This window comes from Shimia gijangensis, from assembly GCF_900142085.1.
Classification (GTDB): Bacteria; Pseudomonadota; Alphaproteobacteria; order Rhodobacterales; family Rhodobacteraceae; genus Shimia; species Shimia gijangensis.
The window spans coordinates 86,262-106,876 of sequence record NZ_FQZQ01000016.1 but is presented as its reverse complement, the minus strand read 5'-3'; the positions used below and the strand labels follow the sequence as shown (position 1 = coordinate 106,876).

Here is a 20,615-nt window from a genome sequence, read left to right as displayed (position 1 = left end):
GATCTCGAGAAAACCAAAGAAATTCTTGAAACGGCAGCGGCTGATGAGGGCAGTTTGGTACAACATCCCGCGCCCAGTGTCCTGTTTCGCGGGTTAGGGGACAGCTCTCTGGATTTCGAGCTGCGGTGTTACCTGCGCGATGTCGACACCATGCTGTCGACGCAATCCGACCTTTTGTTTCGAATCTATGTAGACCTGTCAAAAGCGGGTATCGAGATTCCCTTTCCTCAACGGGATGTTAATTTGCGCGATCTTACAGTCAAACACGACAAACCGGGTCAAGAACGGTCAGGTACAGAATAAGAGTGGGCCTCGTAGCCCCTATACCATAGCATACTGTTTAAATGTAACATTTTTAGTGCATGTTTGAGCGCGCATGCAAAATACTTGCTTTTCCGCGACAAACGCTAAATTATTGGGAGTCATTTTTTCCGAGGAGCCCAGAATGAAACGTCGAATCAAAGCAGCCTTACTGTGTTCTTCGGCAGTTACAGGTCTGTTCCTCGCAAGTACCGTGCCCGCCACAGCACAAAGCTACTGCTCTGTCGCGTCCGAGCCGGGCTTGAGTTTGGGATGCGCCCGAACACTTGTTGATGCGAGTCTTTTATTGGGGCTAAACCCCGCGAACCGCTTGATCAATCCAATAATTGGGTCGCATGATGGGCTGGTTTTTGATTCCGACTGGATTGCAAATTCTGCGCGTGGGGGGCATCTGAGGTTTGGCGGCAACGTAAGTTTTACAAGGGGGCTTAATAGCAGTTGGGCGAATACCTATTTCGGCTCTGCGCGAACTGACGGCGGGAGAACAGCCTTAGAAATCACCGCGTATGATATACCAACAGAAAATACCGTCCCAAGCAATACAGTCGTTGAGTTGCAGTTTGACCGGCTTACCCTTGAAAATACTGCTGTAACGCTGAGAGATGGCGCAAGCGATGATGGAGCACACACGGGTCAAATTAGTTACCTGCTGATAGGGGATGGAGCCGTTGGGCGCGGCGGCGTTTTGGCGCTGCGCAATGCCTCACTGACGTTTGAGGACAGCACAGACTTGTTCATGGCAGCACCGGATGGCGGCACGCCTGTGATTCGCGCCGAAACTGGCGACAACCTCCTCCAACTTGGCAATCAGTCAACGAACTTGAACCGTTTGTCAGTGGTGGTCGACGATGGCGCCAATCTAACATTCGATGGAACGGCAATCACGCCGCGCACCGAAGGAAATCTGACTGTTGGCTCAGGGGCAAACCTGGTAATCGAAAACAATTCCGTCTTGGGGCTGCTCAGTAACGTTGGCTCCAGCTTGCCACAATCCACGGTGAATGGCGGCACTGTTACGGTGGATGGCTTATCTTCCGAACTTCGCCTAACGGCACCCGTTTTCAACAACAGTACGGTTTCACTTGAAGATGGCGGTAAACTGCGCATCGAGCAACGCAATGGCGTACGCAGCACCCTATCGTTTAGCGGCGACAATACTTTGAACTTTGGAAGCCCCGAAGCGGCCGTATTGGGTGCCGATGCCAACCCGCAAGCCTTAATATTGGAAGTTGGCGCGGGCACGACGACAATAACTAATACCGGTGGGGTGAACAACTTGGGGCGCGGCCTGCAAGTTGACCAGGTAAGAATTGACGGCGGCACTTTGGACACAACCGGCTATTCGGTAAGAGACGATGTAACGGATGCATGGCAGTACCTCAGCGTTGAGAACGGTGGTACGTTTTACGACCGAGCTGCCTTTTACCGCAACATCGACAGACTGATCGTCGATGGCGGCACGCTGCTAACGAATTCCAGTTTCGGAGACTTTTTGGGAGCCGCCGATGGCATTGAAACTGCACGGTTTACGAACAGCACAATCGATCTGGTCTCGTCATCTTCGGCGGGCTCAGCCAGTGGCAACGTGTCTGTTGGATTGCGATCGGTGGTGCTGAATGCAGAGAACCTCGCGTTTGCAGGAACCAACCAAGTTAGGGTTGGCATCAGCCCCGCCGGAGAATGCGTTGCCGGCATTTGCACCCCGGGTACAACCATTTACGCAGGGGAGCTTGTTGCCAATGTCGGTGGCTCGTCGACCTCAACGCTGACTGGATTCGATACGGTCCTGTTCGTACCTTTCGCCATTGATGCGAATGCGGTTGCGGCGGATTACATAGCTGGGGGGAACAATGGTATCTACACTGTTGCGAGGGCGGACTATAATCCGGATCTGACGGTCAATGTACAAGGCTTTGATGCAGGACCACAGGCGCCAACGGTTGCATCCTTGGCCGCTGCAGGATCCGACATACCTGCCAATCTAATTTATGCCATCGTTAATAATCCCGTGACCGATGACCAAGTCGATATCGCCTTCATAGATGTGGGCCTCATAAACAACCCCTTGATTACAACGGGCTACACTCATTCGACGACCACAACTATCGTCACTGAGCCAACGACAGGAAATATCTCGACAATCACAGTGACCGTTGTTCCAGACCCCACAACAACGGGTGCCGTACAGACGACAACTGTTGTCGTCACCGAACCCGGCGGAGCGGTAATATCCACTGAGACGGTCAACGTCCCACTGGACCCTGCAACTGGCACGACAAATACGACAAACGTAGCAGGCCTCATAACAGGCTCGGGCGGAACGATTACGCACGGTGGTGCGACGGGAATTGGCACACTTCACCCGGAAATCTATGCCTCTTATATGACTGTCGCTTTAGAGCACAGTGATCAGCGCCGAAACATGGTCTTGTTGAATGCTCGTGGAATGGGTGTCGCCGATGGCAAAGCTGAAGGCTTCACGGATGACGGACGGCGCTTTTGGATCGATACTGCAATTTCCGCGGGTAATGTAGATTCAGACGGTAATCTTGCTGGTTTCGACTACAATCTGGGAGAGCTTATTTTGGGCGCTGACCTGTGGAGTTCGCCGGAAGGGCGGATCGGCGCATATGTTGGCTATGGTACATATTCTATGGACGAACATACATCTGCAATTGCGTCGGATCTTTCATCCACCGCATTTCACCTCGGTGCATACGGTGCCTACGATGTTGACGACTGGTCGCTAACAGGGATGGCCGGTATGTCTTGGGCACAGACGGATGGCACACGCACAGCCATCACTGGGAGCGGTGCAAATACGCACAATGCAAATTATAGCAGCCGCACAATCGAAGCTGCCGTTCGTGCCGAATACAATGGTTGGCAACCATTAGGTGCATTTAGTTTCGCACCTGAATTTGGATTGGGCTACGCCCATTATAGTCAGGATGGTTTCACTGAAACTGGTGCTTCATCTTCAGCTCTAAATATTTACGATACTTCAGCAGAAAGCCTCGTCGCAAGTATCGGGTTGAATTTTTCCGGGCCGGAGTTTGGCGGCGGGCTTATCCCAATCGGATTTGCGCGCTATGAGCACGATTTCCTCGCTTCCTCACAAAGAACGCATAGTATCGACGCCTCCTTTGCCTCCACACCCGGAGTTTCCCAATCGTTCGTTGGTACACATCGCGGGCCGGATTCACTGTCCGTTGGACTTGGTCTTCGGGCCGCACCCGGTAGTGCATGGGACGTATCCGCCGGCCTTGTATACACGGTGAACACTTATGGCGAAGAGTTCGGTGGAGGAATTAGAGTTAGCTGGAATTTTTAGGCAATATGGGCGGCACCTAAATGGCCAATTTTACACAGTCACTTGAGCGTTAGCTAACACGTTTCCCTAAGACCAAACACTCCAATACGGACCTTGGTGCGTTCTGCAGCGTAGGTCTCATTGCGCCCATTCCAACCAATGCCGCATCCGAAACCTGCGGCTGGTGTGCGCTCTTTTCGGCATTCCATCAAAGCCCGGTTTGGGCCGTCCCTGGTGAGCCCAATGAACCACTCGCTAGAGAGTGTCATCTTACGCTCGGGTTGATCTGGGCCGCGATTGATACGAAACAGAATGGGGCAGAAAAAATTCCACTAATTGACCTGGCACTGCAAACCGCCAACATCGTGATTGCCGAGCTAAAAAGGAGGTAACTTTAGTTTCTAAAGCTGCCATTAATGTGGCTGCATCGAGCGGCAGGCTTGTCCCGCATCTCGATTGTTAAATCCGCCCGCAGCGAAAGGGCGGTTTGAAATTCGGCTGGATCGATACGGATGAACGGCTGGTTTGGTGAAATCCGCTGCATCGCCGAAAACTCACCGCTGCGAGTGCGAACATTTTCTGCGCAAGCGAAAGCCGCATCATCAAAAGGCGGCTGTGTCCCGCAACTCGGTCATCTATCCCGGGCGCGCGGATGACTGGTTTCTCCGCATGCGCACCCATCAAGGAAATCGCAAACATGTGGCTAATTGCTGCAGAACGAATTTGGGACTCCCGCCATAGACCTTCTAACCACACCAACATTTGCAGTTAGATCAAAGTGAGTGCTCGGCGCTGCGGTGACTATCTCTCGCGTCTAGCTCTCGTTCAGCCGCTTCTCGGCGTCTTTCGCTAGTTTCCAGCTGGTTTCTAATCCCGCCTGAAGCGTCTCGTAGGTCCGCTCCTCGCGCAGCAAGTCGGCCAATGTGGTGACGGACGTGAGATGTGATTTCATCAATAGCGCCACGCAATGCGCCAAGCCATTCACCTTGCTTTCGATCCTGCTGGTCGAGCGTTTCTCCAAGGCGTGCAATTCCTTGGCTGAGCTCTCGCACGCCGTCACCAACCGCTCGACGGATGCGAGCAATTCGCGTTCCAATGCTGTCAGGGTATGTGTCATCTAGGGCTCCTTGATCTCGATGCAGATGATCGGCCTCTGCGCCAATGTGCAGGTCTTCAATTCGGTCCGGTCGGGGTCCAGCGTCACCCATGTCTGCCCGGCCTGTTCGATCCGTGTCAGGCCAAGCCTCGTCATTTCCGAGCGCGTGATCAAACCCGTCCAGAACCAACTCGCGATCAGCACTGTCGCGATCCAGGCTGAGACCACCCCCACGATCACCCAAGGCGAGATCGTCAGCCAGCGCCGGATCGTCTCGCTCCGCCTCTCCAACTCGCTCTTGCTGTCGCTGAGAAAGAACCTGATATCGGTGTCGATTGTATGCAGCGCGCTGGTCGCAATGCTGCTGAAATCGCTCCTGAAGCTCTCCAGCTGAGATGCCATCAAGGCGGCGTGGTCGCTCCGGATCGTTTCCAGGTCCGCGTTCAATTTCTCGGCGAGGCGGTTCGGCTTGCCAGTCGTCATGGAAAATCTCTCCTTTCAAACGCCAGCGCTCGCCGGTGTCGGGGTCTTTGGCGGTGATGTAATTCTTGCTCGCACGGGGGATCTCGAAACCCGCCCCTGATAGCGCGTCGATCATGCTGGCGCGGCCGGTGATGCTGCCGACGCTGATCTGATCGAGGATCCATTCGTGCAGCGCCTCGCGCCCTTGCGCGCGTGTCGGCGCTTCAATCGTCGCCCTCACTTCGCGAGCGCGATCTGGCTCCAAAGGGTCTGCCCAACAGTGGGTCTTGTTCATCAGATCACGCAGGCTGGAAAAAGCGTTCTCATGTCCTGGCGGCGCGATGTTCAGCGCCTTGCCCGTGCTTAGCTCAAGGCGTGGCGCGCAGAAGTGCAGCTCGACATTGCCTTCATGCGAGTGGCGCACCCAGAGGCAATCGTATTGATCCCTGTCCAGCCCAGCAAAGGCCAGAGCCTCAAATAGCTCAATGGCCTCTTGCTGGGCGTCGGGACTGGGATCATCGTAATCGGCAAAGCTGATCACGCCTGCCGTGTAGCTCCACTTGTTGGGGCTCGCGTCGATCAGGTCACGGGTTTGGTCTGGATTGCCGTGCAGCACCTCTGGCAGCGGGTCTCGAATCTTTGTTTGCGGCTGACCGGTGTCGTCGCGGATCAGGTTGCGGTTCTCGTCATAGGCCAGAACTTCGCGTGCAGTCAGGTAATCCATGGGGGCCGCACCGCCACCAGTGCCGGTGGAGAAGAACGAGATGATCATTCGCCGCCGCCTGTGTGCGCCGCCACAATCTGCGCCATCTGCCGTTCGATGACCACCAGCCGAGCAGCGACCTTGAGCGCATCGATCTGGCTCGCGCGGCCGGACTTGACCGCGCCGTTGATCCAGCTGGAGAGCTGATTGAGGTTGCCGCCGACGCGGGCAATCGCAAAGGTCAGTTTCGGGTCAACTCGGGGGACGGGCTTGCGCCGACGTGCCTCGGTCAGCCCCAAGGCCTCGCGCATCAGCGTGGCATTGGGCAGGCCAGCGGCGCGCGCCTTGGCCACAAGTGCTGCCTTTTCCGACGGGGTGCATCGAAAGATCACGCTCTCGGAATGGCCCTCTTTGACGCCGCTTGCGCGCGTCTGGTTGGGGTTTGAAGGGGAGGCTTGCCGCCCCTCACAAGTCCCGCCGATGTAATCGGTGGGTACCCTTGCTCTCTGCTCTTTGTGGGGATCAGTTGCGTTCATGCTCGAAGCCCCGCCGCCTCGATTTCAGCAGGGCTGACCAGGTTTGCGGCCAGCAAAGCGGTTACTTGGCCGGGCGTGATATGGCGGCACAGCGGATGGCGGTCCGTGACCCAGTTGGCCAAACCTTTTAGCAATTCCACCTCTTTGGCCTTGCCAACTTCTCGAGCCTCCCCGACTTCGTGAAGATATTTCAACCAACGGCCAGACGTGAACCAATTGTCGGAGAAGCACACCTTCGAGCGGGTGAAACCTTCGCTGTCGGTCGCATAGGCCCGCACGGCGTCCTCGAGGTCTTTGGCATCCACTCCGTCGGCCAGCGCTTGGCGGATTTGCGAGAGACAAACCGCTTTCCCGCGAACGCGATCCTCGGGATAGGCGGACAAAATCTTTTCAGAAACTTCATCCTGCACCGCCGCCTTCGCGTGCGAAGGATTTGGTTTTTGATATGGTTTATATCTGTTCTTATAGGATTTGCCCTCTGGGGCAGATGGCTTGCCCTCAGGGGCAAATGCATCATTTTCCCTTTCGGTCGGATCGATTTGCCCATTTGGGCAAATGGAGTTGCCCAAGGCGTACCAGCAGGTCCGATCATAACGATCGTCGCTGAAATTGCCCTTGATGATCAGCTCCGCGCTGACCAGCTTTTCGAGCGCCGTTCGGATCTGCTTTTCGCTCAGATAGGGGAACAACTCACCAAAGGCCGAGATCGAATTGTAGGTCCAATACCGCCCGTCTCTAAGGTTACGGCGATTGGCTTGGTTCTTCTCGATCCAGAAGGCGATGTTCTGGAAAATCACCGCTGCATTGAGGCCGACACGTCCGGCGATTTCGGGATCAAAGCTATGGCGGCTCATGATTGACCCCCGAAAAACGCACAAACGTGCGAATTTTGTACAGGTTTTGTACGAAAAATCGGCCATTTCAGCAGATTTCGGCCTGAAAGCTGGCGGGACTTTTTGCACGCTTCTGCACAAAGGCATGTAAATAAGCCATATTTTTCAGGTTTTTTTGGCGACCCCGGCAGGATTCGAACCTGCAACCTGCCCCTTAGGAGGGGGCTGCTCTATCCAGTTGAGCCACGGGGCCGTTGCGCCGTTCTATCGCGTCAAAATGAAGTTGTCATTGGCGGATTGTAAAATTCATAAAGCACAGCAATTGCCTGCAAACGCTTGAACCCACTGCCATGTTCGCGGTAACATTTTTGCGAACCATACAGGAAGTCTCCCGTGGCAAATGATGAAAAGCGGTCTTTAACTCTGCGCGATGTCTCCGATGCGTCAGGGGTTTCTGAAATGACGGTCAGCCGCGTGCTGCGCAACCGTGGCGATGTCTCTAATGCGACCCGCGAACGGGTGCAGAAGGCGGCCAAAGAGCTGGGCTATGTACCCAACAAAATTGCCGGGGCTCTGGCCAGTCAAAGGGTGAACCTTGTGGCGGTGATTATACCGTCACTGTCCAACATGGTATTCCCCGAAGTTCTGGGCGGTATTAGTCAGGTGCTTGAGGATACAGAGCTGCAGCCAGTGGTCGGCGTGACCGACTATCTTCCTGAAAAAGAAGAAAAAGTTCTTTATGAAATGCTGTCGTGGCGCCCTTCTGGTGTCATCATCGCGGGGCTTGAACACACAGAGGCCGCCCGCGCAATGCTAAATGCCAGCGGCATTCCTGTGGTTGAAATCATGGATGTGGATGGCAAACCGGTAGACGCAATGGTTGGCATTTCACATCGGCGCGCAGGCCGTGAAATGGCCAAAGCAATCCTCAAGGCCGGGTATCGCCAAATCGGATTTATGGGCACCAAGATGCCTCTGGATCACCGGGCCCGCAAACGGTTCGAAGGCTTTACCGAAGCTCTTGCCAAGGACGGAGTGGAGATCGCGGAGAAAGAGTTTTATTCGGGCGGCTCAGCTTTGGCCAAGGGCCGTGAGATGACGGCCGCCATGCTGGAGCGCAATCCGGAACTCGATTTCTTGTACTACTCCAATGATATGATTGGGGCCGGAGGGCTTTTGTACCTGCTGGAGCAAGGGATAGATGTCCCGGGGCAGATCGGGCTTGCGGGGTTCAACGGCGTTGAGCTGCTTCAGGGATTGCCGCGCCAATTGGCCACCATGGATGCGTGTCGGCGTGAGATAGGCGCCAAGGCGGCGGGCATCATTGCCGCGCGGGCCAATGATGAGGACACGCCCATGATCACCGAGTTGACGCCGACAATCTCATTCGGGGATACGCTTAAGCGACGCTGATTGCTCAAGGTCGCTCGTCTGGAGTGAACCAAAGGCCAAGCGGAATCACCTGATCGAGCGTAACGCCTGATTGCCGCGGCGAGTTACTGTATTGAGACCGAAAGTGTCGATTTATCTTCTTGACTGGTCGCAACCGGAACAGAGCGATAGGCTGGAACTCAACGTAAACTCACCAATGCTTTGGCAGTTCGACGAAACTTATTTGCCGCAAACGGCCCCACGCGCAAACTTCGTTTTTTATCGGGGTTCTGTGTGGACACGCTCTATACAATCACAAAAAAAAGAGTCGATATGTGTTGCATCCCCTACCCTAGCTGTGGATGGATGTAACAGGTTGGAAAGCGTGGAGCATTTCGAAATGCCGGGTGCCGCATGGGCCCGCGCCGCGTTTCGAAGAAGGGAGAGCCACCAAAACTTCTAAATCGTTAGGCCAAAGTGCTTGGCGAAATAATGCAGATCAGCTGCACAAATTTGGGAAAACCAAAAAATAATGATCAACAGAGAGGAATACTATGACATTTTATAAACGCAATGGTCAGCCTATGCCCCAAACGATCGTCGATCAGGCGTCCAAGGTTGGGACTGATGAAGTGAGCCGCCGCGAATTTATCGCGCTGGCCAGCGCATTTGGCGCGACTGCCGCAACAGCCTATTCGATGATTGGCATGGCGGCACCTGCACATGCTGAAGGTACCCCCAAGATGGGTGGCACCGTGCGTATTGAGCAAGAAGTACGCGCGCTGAAGGATCCGCGCACCTATGACTGGTCGCAAATCGCAAACTTCTCACGTGGTTGGCTTGAGTATCTGGTGAGCTATGAAAACGACGGCTCCTTCCAACCTTACTTGCTTGAGAGTTGGGATATTTCAGAAGATGCTAAGACCTACACTTTGCATGTTCGCAAAGGCGTCAAGTGGAACAACGGTGATGATTTCACCGCCGAAGACGTTGCACGTAACATCATTGGGTGGTGCGACAAGAAAGTCGAAGGCAATTCGATGGCTGGTCGCTTTGCATCCTTGGTCGATCCGGCAACCGAGAAAGCCGTCGAAGGCTCTGTTGAGGTGGTCGACAGCCATACAGTGCGTCTGAACCTGCCAAAGGCCGATATTTCCCTGATCCCTGGCATGGCTGATTATCCGGCTGCAATCGTTCACAGCTCGTTTAATGCAGAAGAAATGCTGAACAATCCAATTGGGACTGGTCCGTATTTGCCTGAATCGCTGGAAGTGGGTGTTAAGTCCGTTCTGGTTCGCAACGAAGATCATACATGGTGGAACGCGGGCAACGGTGCGTGGATGGATCGAATCGAGACGCTGGACTATGGCTCTGACCCCGCTTCGTGGGTTGCCGGTGCAGAATCCGACGAATTTGATATGACATGGTCAGTTGACGGCGAATACATCGATCTGATCGGCTCGCTTGACGGCTGGAACCAGAACGATGTTGTCACGATGTCGTCGATTGTCATTCGTCCAAATCAGTTGGCCGAGGTTGATGGCGTTAAGCCTTATGCCGACAAACGTGTTCGCAAAGCCATTCAGCTGGCAGTCGACAACGCAGTTTGTCTGGAACTTGGTTTTGACGGACGCGGTGTTGTCGCGCAGAACCACCACGTTGGCCCGGCTCACCCGGACTATGCTGACATTGGCGGAACAGAGTATAACCCTGCGGCCGCGACGGCGCTTCTTAACGAAACCGGCATGCAAGATTTCGAGATGGAAATTCACTCGATTGACGATGGCTACCGTAAGAACACCACGGATGCTGTTGCTGCTCAGCTGCGCGACGCTGGTTTCAAAGTTAAGCGGACGATCCTGCCTGGTTCGACGTTCTGGAACAACTGGACCAAATATGCGTTCTCGTCGACCAACTGGAACCACCGCCCACTTGGCGTACAGATTTGGGCTCTGGCCTATCGCTCAGGCGAAGCATGGAACGAGTTTGGTTATGCGAGTGCTGAATTTGATGCGATCCTGGATCAAGCCTTGGCAACCGCTGACATTGATGAACGTAAGGCGCTGATGGCCAAAGGCGAGAAAATCCTTCAGGATGATGCTGTCACCATCCAGCCCTACTGGCGGTCGGTTTCGAACCACACCCGCGAGGGTCTTGTTGGTGGCGGTCACCACATCTCATTTGAGATTCGCCCGGCGCGTCTCGGCTGGACCTGATTCAAATAGACAAAATGGAACGGGCCGCTTTCGAGCGGCCCGTTTTTTTGTGCGGAAAACTGTACCAAGAGCTTTTGTCTTAGTGGTTCCTCAGACAGCTTGATATGGCCATTGCCAGATTGCGGATCAAGGTGGGGTACAAATCCGGACCCGACGTGATCTCTACGCCCATCGGATCCAATTCTGCGGTGTTGGCCATGCCAGCCACCGCTTGCACCATACGAGGGTCGAACTGGGGTTCACTAAAAACACACGTAACACCCTGATGCATGATTTCATCACGCACTTCGTTCAGCCGCGCCGCGCTTGGTGCGCGTCCATCGGAAAGCACAATTGCGCCCGTTGCCTCAAGGTGAAACCGGTTCTCAAAATATTGATAAGCATCGTGAAAAACGACAAATTGCTCGGCCTTGAGCGGGGATAACAACGCGTCAATTTCCAGTGAAAGCTCTGAATACTCAGATTTTGCCACCGCCGCATTGGCCGCATAGATGTCTGCATTTTTCGGATCGGCCTTTTGCAAAGTGTCTGCAATTTCTGTCAGCCAGATTGCGGCATTGTCCGGGTCTAGCCACATATGCGGATCGACGCCTTCATGCGCATGGTCGTCGTGATGATCGTCATGTGCGTCTTCGTGTTCATCATCATGATGGTCTTCCCCAAACACGGCCTCTTGCCGAAATTCCAAAACCGTTGTGCCGGGCACTTCTGACAACTCGACGGACTGGGCATGAGTGGCAACAGTCGCCAAAGTGTCTTCCAAAGAAGGGGTCAACATGTGGCCCAACCAGAATACGACATCAACGTCCTGCAACGACTGCGCAGCGCTGGGTCGCAATGCAAAATCATGTGGCGAATCCCCGGCGCGGATCAACAACGTTGGCTCAGCCACATTTTGCATGACGCGTGCCACCATCGAATGGATCGGGGCAACATCCACAACGACGCGCACGCCTTCCGCCAGTGCGCCACCGCTCAACAACAAAGCCGCCGTTACCCCACTCAGCAATCGATTCAAAACCACTCTCCACACTCTGATCGTCAATAAGATGCTGGCCTTATACGATATGTTATACTATATCAACCTTCACCAAATCATGGGGTGATTAAAAGTGCACGACATTGGTTTTGAAAAACACGACCACACGACTTGCGTCGCATCAGGCTTGCAAGCGGCGGAAGCCTTTTGTGCGGCTCATAAGGTGCAGCTTACCCAAGTCCGTCGGCGCGTTTTGGAAATCCTGTTGCGCGAACATCGCGCTATGGGTGCCTATGACATTCTCGCAATCCTGTCTCAGGAAGGGCTTGGGTCTCAGCCGCCCGTGGCCTACCGCGCGTTGGATTTTCTCGAAACCCATGGCTTTGCCCACAAAATTGAGCGTTTGAATGCATGGCTGGCGTGTACACACCCCGGCAATAGCCACTCGCCTGTATTTCTGATCTGTCGGGATTGCGGTGCTGTGGCCGAGGCCGCGATGCCGGTGCGGGACCTGCAAAACGCGGCGCGTGACGCCGGATTTCAGGTTGAGAACACCGTGATCGAGGCTGAAGGTCTTTGTCCCACCTGTCAGAAGGCAAATAATTCATGAGCCTTGTAACTCTCATGGGCCTTGGCGTACGCCTTGGCCGACATCAGGCACTAAGTCACGTGGATTTCAGCATCGATAAGGGTGAAATCGTCACGGTAGTGGGCCCAAACGGCTCGGGTAAAACCACCTTGCTGAGGTCTATCATCGGGGCGCAGAAACCGACATCCGGCAAGATCGTCCGTGCGAAGGGATTGCGCATTGGCTACGTACCTCAAAGCCTTTCGATTGATGCCACTCTTCCGCTGACTGTGAACCGGTTCCTGAATTTGCCTTTACGACATGACCGCGAGGTTACGGAACAAGCGCTTTCCGTGGCCGGAGCGCAGGGGCTACAAGAACGCCAAATGTCGGCATTGTCCGGCGGCCAGTTTCAGCGTATCTTGCTGGCCCGCGCCTTGTTGAAAAACCCGGACCTTTTGATCCTTGATGAGCCCACAACCGGATTGGATCAGCCCGGATCGGCGGCATTGTATCGTCAGATCGAACAGGTTCGTTCCGACCTTGGTACGGCAATTTTGATGGTCAGCCACGAACTGCACGTTGTGATGAGCGCTTCGGACAGAGTGGTTTGCCTGAATGGCCATGTATGCTGCCATGGCACGCCCGAGATCGTGGCCTCGGCACCGGAATACCGCGCCCTGTTTGGGTCTGGCACCCAAGGGGCGCTCGCATTGTACCGCCACGACCATGACCACCATCACCACAGTCATGATTCCCACAGCCATGAACACGGAACCTGCGATCATGCTTGATGACTTTCTGGTGCGCGCCACGCTGGCCGGTGTTGGCGTTGCCATTGCGGCCGCGCCGTTGGGTTGCTTTGTGGTCTGGCGGCGCATGGCCTATTTTGGCGATGCCACTGCCCATGCGGCAATCCTTGGGGTCGCCCTGTCGCTGGCCCTGTCCACATCCGTCTTTACCGGTGCGCTGGCTGTTGCTCTTATTATGGCACTGACCGTTTCGATGCTCACGGGGCGCGGCTATGCCATGGATACACTCCTTGGGGTTTTGGCCCACTCGGCGCTGGCTTTTGGTTTGGTGGCCGTGTCCTTTCTAAAGGGCGTGCGGGTGGATCTGGATGCCTATCTGTTTGGCGACATCCTCGCCGTCAGCAAATCCGATCTTGCCGTGATTTGGAGTGGGGCCGTTCTGGTTCTGGTTTTGACAATCTGGCGCTGGTCTGCCCTTTTGACATCGACCCTCAACCCGGATCTGGCCTACGCCAGCGGCATTGACCCGAAACGCGAACAACTTGTGCTGACCCTTGGGCTCGCCATGGTTGTGGCTGTTGCCATCAAGGTGATTGGCGCCTTGTTGATTGTGGCTCTGCTGATTATTCCCGCCGCCAGCGCGCGCCCTGTCACACGAACGCCCGAAGCTATGGCGCTTTGTGCCGCCGTGATCGGGGTTGTTTCGGCCTTGTTGGGTTTGCGTGCATCCTTTTTGTGGGACACGCCCTCTGGGCCGACCATTGTTTGCGTCGCAGCCGTCATTTTTCTCGGAACAAACCTCAGCGCGCGTTTGGGTTTGGGCAAGCTGTGAAGGGTCTGCAGCCTCGCGCCAAACAAGGGTCGCGGGCCGAATTGGCACAAGAATTCGACGTCATTCGCATTGAGGACGATATCACCGTGGATATCGCCAAATCAATTGCCAGATTTGCTCGTCAGAATATGCAATCTCATTGCGGCCGAAGCCCATTCCGAGTCGCCAGCCTTCAGAGCATCCAAAATGTCGAGATAAATAACCATACTGCGGTTAAGGCGCTCGGCACTGAATGAGGTAAACCGCCGTTGGATCAACAGTGGGTGAGCAAAATTTCCAATGGCTTCGGCAAGCCGGTTGTTGCCGGACGCCTTAATAATGTTCATGTGAAACTGGCTGTTCAGGCCGGTGATCGCTTCAAGGTCTGAAGCCTTGCCATCTGCCGCGGGCTGTTACATCTGCGTGGCGAGATCATTCAGATGTGCCAGCTGATCCTTGCTGATTTTACACGCGGCGATACCTGCGCCAAACCCCTCTAACAGGGCGCGCCTCTCGGTCGTCCCCTTGTTCATCCTGAAGGGCGCCATCGCCTTTCGCACCGGGCTCTCGCGCGAGCTGTATGACGGGGCGCATGCCATGGTCGGCCACTTTCGCGGTGGGCTGGTGATGTCGACGGTTGTCGCCTGCGCAGGCTTCGGCGCCATCAGCGGATCGAGCCTTGCCACAGCGGCGACAATGGGCAAGGTCGCGTTGCCGGAAATGCGTGATCGCGGCTATTCCAACGAACTGGCGGGTGCATCTGTGGCAGCGTGCGGCACATTGGGTGTGTTGATCCCGCCCAGCGTGATCTTTGTGATCTATGGCATCCTGACAGAAACCTCGATTGGCACATTGTTCATTGCCGCGATCATTCCGGGCCTTTTGGCCGCGTTCATGTATGTCATCGCAATCTCAGTCTACACCCGCATCAAACCCGACGCGGGCCCTGCAGATGCGCGTATGCTTCGGGCGCAGCGCTGGCGCGCTATTTTGGGCATCTGGCCGGTTGTCATCCTGTTCGGTTTTGTTTTGGGCGGGCTTTTTGCCGGTTGGTTTTCGCCCACCGAGGCAGCCTCGGTTGTTGTCTCTGCGGTTGAGATCGGCCTGATAGCGCCCCCGGTTGGCATGAACCTGTTCGTGATCAAGGGCACGGCGCCATGGATGTCACTTAGCAACCTGTTCCGGGGCATCGTGCCCTTCCTTGTGGCGGATCTCGAACGGGTTGGGCTGCTGATTGCTTTTCCAGCCCTGGCGCTTTGGTTGGTGTAACTCCGGCCGTTCGTCCTTGATCGGCCTTAACTAACTCTCCTGGTCCATCAATGCGTTTACGATACGCTCGGGCGTCAATGGCAATTCGAAAATGCGAACACCAATGGCGTCTGTGATTGCATTTGCAATGGCTGGGGCGACCGCAGAGATGGCAGGTTCGCCAATACCTTTGGCACCAAAAGGACCAACGCCGCTTCGGGATTCAAGGATGATGCTCTCAACCTCGGTCATATCCATAGAGGTCGGCATCAAATACTCGCTAAGGGATGGCGTCATAAGCTTGCCTTCGTTGTAGAGCATCTCTTCGCTTAATGCGTAGCCCTGACCATTTTGGGCACCGCCCTCAATCTGATCTTCGACAGCGGCCCGGTTGATACACTGGCCAACATCGTGGGCGCCGATGCTTTTCAAGATCCGGACTTCTCCGGTTTCCGTGTCGACCGACACCTCAATTGCATGGGCACCATAGGTATAGTCCGGATGTGCCTGCCCCTGACCTGTCTCACTATCCAGAAGGTCGGCATGCGTTGCGCAGTGCATTGCAAGTTCCGAAGCCTGAATGCCGTCGATGTGGCACAACCTGGCCAGATCACCGAGGCGCATCGATTTTTCCGGAGCATTTCCAACCAAGACCCGCCCTTTGGACAGCAAAACCTCCGATGGTTTCACGCCAAACTCTATCGCCGCGCGACCAAGCAACCGGCTGCGAATAGCCTCGGATGCCTTTTTTGTGGCGTTTCCGGTCATGCTGAGCGTGCGGGTTGCAGCCGTTCTGCCAGCAAGCGGGGTCAGGGCGCTGTCGGTTTTGTAAATGGTGACATCATCAAGGCCGACACCCAGAACTTCAGCCGCGATCTGGGCCAGAGACGACACCTGACCGCCGCCGATATCGGCCACGCCGGATCTGACAACCACCGATCCGTCGAACTCTACACCCACCCAGGCCTCAGAGGTGTCCCCCAGAAAACTCACCTTGCCATAGCTCTGCTGGTAGGCCGCAACGCCACGCCCAGTTTTGATATGCGGCTCAACTGGTTCGACCCGAGGACCAAGTGCGGCCCAAGCGCGATCAACGCATTGGTCAGTCCAGATAGCGCCCGGAGGGACGAAACCCGTTGCAATCGGATCACCGGTTTTCAGGTAATTCTGCTGACGGAACGCGATCGGGTCCTTGCCAACCGCCTTTGCAACCTCGTCCATTTGCTGTTCGTAGGCCGCGCAGGCCTGCATCGCGCCATAGCCGCGAAAGGCGCTGGTATACATGTTGTTCGTCGCCACAGCGCGGGCGCAAACCTTTAGATTGTCGACCTTGTAGGGGCCGGGTGCAGCAACAGCCGCATAAAGCAGAACATTGGCGCTGAGATACAGATAGGCGCCAGAGTCAGCCAGAATATCCACATCCAGCGCACTGATTTTCCCGTCTTTGGTAACGCCGGTTTTATAGCGCAGGATCATAGGATGACGTTTGCCGTGCCCAACAAAGGAATCCTCACGAGAATACTCCAGCCGCACCGGGCGGCCTGTTTTCAGCGCCATCAGCGCCATATAGATCTCGCGCGCGCATTCTTCCTTGCCGCCAAAGCCTCCCCCGACAAAAGCACCTCGAATGCGAACCCTGTTATGAGGCAGGTCAAGAACGTCGGCGATCATCCTGAAATGCTCAATGTCCTGAGCACATGTCCGGATATTGATCACTCCGGTTTCATCAACCCACGCAAGACCAACTTCGGGTTCCAGAAAGGCATGTTCCTGAAACGGCGTGCGATAGGTGTTTTCAACGATCAGATCGGCATCTTCAAAGCCCGCAGCAACATCACCCTTTCGGATCTTGCGCTCTACCATGATGTTATCTTCGCCATGCACAATCGGCGCGCCCGGTTGCAGGGCTTCCTGTGGGTCATATACGCCCTGAACAGGCTCGTATTCGGCCTCCACAAGCGCACAGGCTTGTGCGGCAATTTCACTGGTTTCTGCTGCAATGACCGCCAGCGGTTCACCAAAAAACCTGATCCGGTCGCTAACCAAAAGCGGTGGATCCGTCATTGGTCGCTTTTCACCGTATGCTTCGTGAAAGTGAGGCGTCGCTGACGGGTTTGGCAGGTCATCAGCGGTCAGGATTTCGACCACCCCATCAAGTGCACGTGCTTTTTCCGTGTTCAATTTCAAAAGCTTTGCACTGGCAACCGTCGACCGCACCACTTGCAAATGCAGCATTTGCGGCATGGCATAGTCGCCTGCAAATGGCGTTGTGCCAAAAACTTTACCGGCGGCATCGGTGCGCGTTAGGGGCTTACCAAGCTGGTTGAATTCCACATTTGCGGTTGCCGTATCCTGAGGGGTCGATGCGCTCATGACAGGTCCGCCTCTTCTCTCAGAACGCGGGCCGCGACCTGCACTGCCTCGACGATCTTCACATAACCTGTGCAGCGACAAAGATTACCGCTCAGCGCCAGCCTGATTTCGTTGTCGTCCGGGTTCGGATTATCATCCAGAAGCCCCTTGGCCGCGACGATCATTCCCGGCGTGCAAAACCCGCATTGCGCCGCCCCTAGATCTCGGAAAGCGACATGCAAGGGATGAGGCGTTCCATTGCCAATACCGGCAACGGTCGTGACCTCTTTATCCTCGCACAGCCACGCGAGCGTGAGACAGCTGTCAACAGCCAACCCATCGACCAAAACAGCACAAGCCCCGCAGTCGCCTTTGCCACAACCGTGTTTTACGTCGACATGACCGTTATCTCGTAGTGCCTGAAGCAGGGTCTGTTGAGGTGACAGGAACAGGTTTTCCTTGCGACCGTTGATCGTCAGCCTGATCGTTTTACTGTTACACATCGGCTTCCACCTTCGCTTCAAGATCATTCCAGGCCTCCGCCACCAGACGGCGCGTTAGTTTACGTACACAGTGGCGGCGGTATTGCGCGCTGGCACGAACATCATCAATCGGCGCGCATTCCGCTGCGGCCTGCGCTGCGGCGGTTTCAATCATCGCCGCATCAAACACATTGCCCTCCAGCAGGGCTTCGGCGTTGCGGGCGCGGATGACACATGGTGCGACGGCCCCCATCGCGATACGGGCCTTGCGGCAAACGCCATCTGAAACGGTCAGGGTCACGGCCAGGCCAACCACGGTGATTGCATCGCCTCTGCGGCGTGCCAGCTTGTAAAACCTGTTGTGGGTCTGATCTGGCAAACGCGGCATGGAAATCTGCGTGACCAGTTCGTCGGGCCTGCGAACATCCTGCTTATAGCCTTGGTAGTATTCATCCAGTGCTACCACACGCGATCCGGAGGAACTTTGAAGGGTGACCTGTGCGTCCAGTGACATGAGCGGGGGCACCAGATCAGCCGCTGGCGACGCGCAGGCGATGTTGCCACCAATTGTGCCTGCATTGCGCACCATCTGACCCGCAAAAACCCCCGCTGCTTTGACCAGCGAAGGTGCGGCTTTGGCCAGTTCAGTTGACCTCAGCAAGTCTCCGACAGTTGCGCGAGCGCCAATTGTGATAGTCTCACTGTTGATGTCGATGCCTGCCAGGCCCTCAATGCGATCAAGTGCGACAAGCCTTTGCGGGCGTTCTTTGCCGGAACGAATTTCAACCAATAGGTTGGTTCCACCAGCGAGCGGCATGCTTTGCGCATCAGACAATAAGTCCAAAGCGTTCTGCAGGCTTATTGGAACCTTCAGATCATAGGCACAAGACATAGGCTGCACTCCGACTTTTAGGTCGTTCTAAATTTTTCAGCAATTGGGGCATTGACCGGCACTGCCTGGTTTGCAGTGCGCTCTTTCCCCAATAACACATGGAGTTGTCCGCAGTTCAGAAGCGTAGTATGCTACGTAAAATTGTCAAGCTAGATTCTAATCTTGCAACAAATGCGTCATTGTTAAGATCAAAAGCTTTATCGATCAGAGGCTTAGCCTTTGGCAGCTAAACATTGGCTGATCTGACTTTGGTTGTTTTCAACGGAATCGCCTAAAGCCTGCCGCCTCGCTAGGATAGAAACCCGAGAACGCTGCGCCAATCGTACTGCTGGCTGAGTCTCAATCTACACACTTCGCAAAACTCATCACGGTTGCTGATCGATCCGCAATTTTTCGCGGCCACCAGACGGACTAATTTCGGCGGAGCAACGCCCCTTACCCCACCATTGCTCCATGCACCAAAGCTTTCATCTCGGCACGCAATGGGTAGGAACTGGATGGCGAAAGCTGGGTAAAGAACACGACACTCAGATCTTTTTCACGGTCTACCCAGAAAAAGGTCGAGGCCATTCCACCCCAGCTAAAATCTCCAACTGACCCCGGTGTCCCCACACGGGCCGGATCAAGCACGATGGCACCGCCCAGACCAAACCCCATGCCCTCCATAGGTTGCTCTGCAAAGCTTTGGGGTCCCATTGATGCAATGTCTCCGGGCAGGTGGTTCTGCATCATGAAATCCACGATCCGGGTCGACAAAAGCCGTTGGGCGTTAAAAGTCCCGCCTTGTCGCAGCATCTCGGTAAAGTTCATGTAGTCGTCGATCGTGCTGATCAGACCGCCACCACCCGAATGCATTTCGGTCTTAAGAAAAGGCGACGTTTCGGCTTCATCCACGAGCCGCAGGCTTTCCCCGCCCGTTTTGGCTTCGTTCAGCGCCATCGCGTCGCCAGCCAATGGCGTATAGAGCGAAGCAAACCGATCACGCGCCTGCATCGGGACGGAAAACGACGTTTCGGTCATACCAAGCGGTTCAAATATCGCGTCTGAGAAAAACACGTCCAGCGGTTTTCCCGATATGATTTCGACCACACGCCCAAGAACATCCGTAGCCACAGAATACTCCCACCGACTTCCGGGCTGAAAGGCCAGCGGCAACTTTGCAACCTGATCGACCATGTCGGCCAATCTCCCCTGACGGGGGCCAAAAATCAGATCCTGAGCATCCATTGCCCGCGCCAAAATTCCGGGATTAAATGGATAGCTTAGCCCACTGGTGTGGGTCATCAGCTGGTGCAGCGTGGGTGACGGTGCCGGTTCTGTTTGGTCGATATGCTCAGCACCGGGAATGAGCGCCTGCATGGTTTCAAATGCTGGAATGAAACGGCTAACGGGTGCCTCGAGATGAACCAATCCGCGTTCGACCAGCATCATCAGTGCGGCGCTGGTTATGGGTTTGGTCATGGAGTAAATGCGTGTGGCGGTATCGCGGGTATAGGGCAGGGCCTTTTCCCGGCTTCGTTGGCCGGCGGCGTGAAAGAAGACCTCATCCGATTTGTGGGCCATAAGCATGCTGCATCCAGCCAGCTTGCGATCATCAACGTTACGTTGCATCCAGCTTCGAATGTTGCCAAGGCCGCCATTGTCGAAACTGCGATCCTGTGTTGATACAGAGTTCATCAT

15 protein-coding genes, 1 tRNA gene and 2 pseudogenes are annotated in these 20,615 nt (G+C 55.2%); 8 read left to right on the top strand and 10 right to left on the bottom strand.

The genetic code is table 11. From position 1 onward, the window contains the following. Together BUC32_RS14295 and BUC32_RS14290 are read left to right on the top strand one after the other, a co-directional pair. Window positions 1–303: pseudogene (locus BUC32_RS14295) on the top strand (mechanosensitive ion channel domain-containing protein); the annotation flags it as partial. A 142-nt stretch (window positions 304–445) separates the two neighbouring features. Beyond that, window positions 446–3,655: an autotransporter family protein gene (locus BUC32_RS14290; RefSeq protein ID WP_175556943.1), complete on the top strand. Its 3,210-nt coding sequence runs from the start codon at window positions 446–448 to the stop codon at window positions 3,653–3,655. Window positions 3,656–4,407: 752 nt separating this feature from the next. Here BUC32_RS14290 and BUC32_RS14280 read toward each other — a convergent pair. The 4 genes from BUC32_RS14280 to BUC32_RS14265 form a co-directional block, all read right to left on the bottom strand. Then, complete coding sequence (locus BUC32_RS14280; RefSeq protein WP_073254155.1) at window positions 4,408–5,964, bottom strand: relaxase family protein; 1,557 nt, start codon at window positions 5,962–5,964, stop codon at window positions 4,408–4,410. Then, window positions 5,961–6,431, bottom strand: a complete 471-nt coding sequence (locus BUC32_RS20980) for a plasmid mobilization protein (protein ID WP_245815190.1) — start codon at window positions 6,429–6,431, stop codon at window positions 5,961–5,963. The genes BUC32_RS14280 and BUC32_RS20980 overlap by 4 nt, the downstream gene beginning before the upstream one ends. Next, window positions 6,428–7,285 (bottom strand): hypothetical protein, encoded by an 858-nt coding sequence (locus tag BUC32_RS14270; protein WP_073254151.1) that lies wholly within the window; start codon window positions 7,283–7,285, stop codon window positions 6,428–6,430. Before BUC32_RS14270 ends, BUC32_RS20980 begins: the two co-directional genes overlap by 4 nt. Before the next feature lie 155 nt (window positions 7,286–7,440). Then, window positions 7,441–7,517: transfer RNA gene (locus BUC32_RS14265), tRNA-Arg, on the bottom strand. Window positions 7,518–7,657: 140 nt separating this feature from the next. On the opposite strand from BUC32_RS14265, the gene BUC32_RS14260 reads away from it, so the two are divergent. Both BUC32_RS14260 and BUC32_RS14255 read left to right on the top strand, forming a co-directional pair. Further along, on the top strand, window positions 7,658–8,677 hold the full coding sequence (locus BUC32_RS14260) for a LacI family DNA-binding transcriptional regulator (protein ID WP_073254148.1): 1,020 nt from the start codon (window positions 7,658–7,660) through the stop codon (window positions 8,675–8,677). Between the two features lie 512 nt (window positions 8,678–9,189). Continuing rightward, window positions 9,190–10,851 carry an ABC transporter substrate-binding protein gene (locus BUC32_RS14255; protein WP_073254145.1) on the top strand — a complete coding sequence of 554 codons (1,662 nt, stop codon included), beginning with the start codon at window positions 9,190–9,192 and terminating at the stop codon, window positions 10,849–10,851. A gap of 79 nt (window positions 10,852–10,930) precedes the next feature. Here BUC32_RS14255 and BUC32_RS14250 read toward each other — a convergent pair whose 3' ends face one another. Beyond that, window positions 10,931–11,869, bottom strand: coding sequence for a zinc ABC transporter substrate-binding protein (locus tag BUC32_RS14250; protein WP_073254205.1), 939 nt, complete (start codon window positions 11,867–11,869; stop codon window positions 10,931–10,933). A gap of 94 nt (window positions 11,870–11,963) precedes the next feature. On the opposite strand from BUC32_RS14250, the gene BUC32_RS14245 reads away from it, so the two are divergent. Genes BUC32_RS14245 through BUC32_RS14235 form a run of 3 tightly spaced genes read left to right on the top strand, consistent with a single transcriptional unit; the run spans window position 11,964 to window position 13,982 of the window. Next, entirely contained in the window at window positions 11,964–12,440 is a 477-nt protein-coding gene (locus tag BUC32_RS14245; RefSeq protein WP_073254142.1) for a Fur family transcriptional regulator, read from the top strand. Next, window positions 12,437–13,192, top strand: a complete 756-nt coding sequence (locus BUC32_RS14240; RefSeq protein WP_073254139.1) for a metal ABC transporter ATP-binding protein — start codon at window positions 12,437–12,439, stop codon at window positions 13,190–13,192. The genes BUC32_RS14245 and BUC32_RS14240 overlap by 4 nt, the downstream gene beginning before the upstream one ends. After that, window positions 13,185–13,982 carry an iron chelate uptake ABC transporter family permease subunit gene (locus tag BUC32_RS14235; protein ID WP_073254202.1) on the top strand — a complete coding sequence of 266 codons (798 nt, stop codon included), beginning with the start codon at window positions 13,185–13,187 and terminating at the stop codon, window positions 13,980–13,982. The genes BUC32_RS14240 and BUC32_RS14235 overlap by 8 nt, the downstream gene beginning before the upstream one ends. Window positions 13,983–14,083: 101 nt before the next feature. On the opposite strand, the pseudogene BUC32_RS14230 reads toward BUC32_RS14235, so the two are convergent. Further along, window positions 14,084–14,344, bottom strand: a pseudogene (locus BUC32_RS14230) (FCD domain-containing protein); the annotation flags it as partial. Window positions 14,345–14,417: 73 nt separating this feature from the next. On the opposite strand from BUC32_RS14230, the gene BUC32_RS14225 reads away from it, so the two are divergent. Continuing rightward, window positions 14,418–15,230 carry a TRAP transporter large permease gene (locus BUC32_RS14225; RefSeq protein ID WP_073254134.1) on the top strand — a complete coding sequence of 271 codons (813 nt, stop codon included), beginning with the start codon at window positions 14,418–14,420 and terminating at the stop codon, window positions 15,228–15,230. Between the two features lie 30 nt (window positions 15,231–15,260). On the opposite strand, the gene BUC32_RS14220 is transcribed toward BUC32_RS14225, so the two are convergent. From BUC32_RS14220 to BUC32_RS14205, 4 genes are all read right to left on the bottom strand, one after another. Beyond that, window positions 15,261–17,582, bottom strand: a complete 2,322-nt coding sequence (locus tag BUC32_RS14220; RefSeq protein WP_073254131.1) for a xanthine dehydrogenase family protein molybdopterin-binding subunit — start codon at window positions 17,580–17,582, stop codon at window positions 15,261–15,263. Further along, entirely contained in the window at window positions 17,579–18,064 is a 486-nt protein-coding gene (locus BUC32_RS14215; RefSeq protein WP_073254129.1) for a (2Fe-2S)-binding protein, read from the bottom strand. Before BUC32_RS14215 ends, BUC32_RS14220 begins: the two co-directional genes overlap by 4 nt. After that, window positions 18,057–18,935: an FAD binding domain-containing protein gene (locus tag BUC32_RS14210; RefSeq protein ID WP_073254126.1), complete on the bottom strand. Its 879-nt coding sequence runs from the start codon at window positions 18,933–18,935 to the stop codon at window positions 18,057–18,059. Before BUC32_RS14210 ends, BUC32_RS14215 begins: the two co-directional genes overlap by 8 nt. A 435-nt stretch (window positions 18,936–19,370) precedes the next feature. Continuing rightward, on the bottom strand, window positions 19,371–20,615 hold the full coding sequence (locus BUC32_RS14205) for a serine hydrolase domain-containing protein (RefSeq protein ID WP_245815189.1): 1,245 nt from the start codon (window positions 20,613–20,615) through the stop codon (window positions 19,371–19,373).

Bases quoted from the DNA above. Each gene is read 5' to 3' on its own strand.
- BUC32_RS14290 (WP_175556943.1), top strand. From the start codon at position 446: ATGAAACGTCGAATCAAAGCAGCCTTACTGTGTTCTTCGGCAGTTACA.
- BUC32_RS14280 (WP_073254155.1), bottom strand. From the start codon at position 5,964: ATGATCATCTCGTTCTTCTCCACCGGCACTGGTGGCGGTGCGGCCCCC.
- BUC32_RS20980 (WP_245815190.1), bottom strand. From the start codon at position 6,431: ATGAACGCAACTGATCCCCACAAAGAGCAGAGAGCAAGGGTACCCACC.
- BUC32_RS14270 (WP_073254151.1), bottom strand. From the start codon at position 7,285: ATGAGCCGCCATAGCTTTGATCCCGAAATCGCCGGACGTGTCGGCCTC.
- BUC32_RS14255 (WP_073254145.1), top strand. From the start codon at position 9,190: ATGACATTTTATAAACGCAATGGTCAGCCTATGCCCCAAACGATCGTC.
- BUC32_RS14240 (WP_073254139.1), top strand. From the start codon at position 12,437: ATGAGCCTTGTAACTCTCATGGGCCTTGGCGTACGCCTTGGCCGACAT.
- BUC32_RS14235 (WP_073254202.1), top strand. From the start codon at position 13,185: ATGCTTGATGACTTTCTGGTGCGCGCCACGCTGGCCGGTGTTGGCGTT.
- BUC32_RS14220 (WP_073254131.1), bottom strand. From the start codon at position 17,582: ATGAGCGCATCGACCCCTCAGGATACGGCAACCGCAAATGTGGAATTC.
- BUC32_RS14215 (WP_073254129.1), bottom strand. From the start codon at position 18,064: ATGTGTAACAGTAAAACGATCAGGCTGACGATCAACGGTCGCAAGGAA.
- BUC32_RS14210 (WP_073254126.1), bottom strand. From the start codon at position 18,935: ATGTCTTGTGCCTATGATCTGAAGGTTCCAATAAGCCTGCAGAACGCT.
- BUC32_RS14205 (WP_245815189.1), bottom strand. From the start codon at position 20,615: ATGATGAACTCTGTATCAACACAGGATCGCAGTTTCGACAATGGCGGC.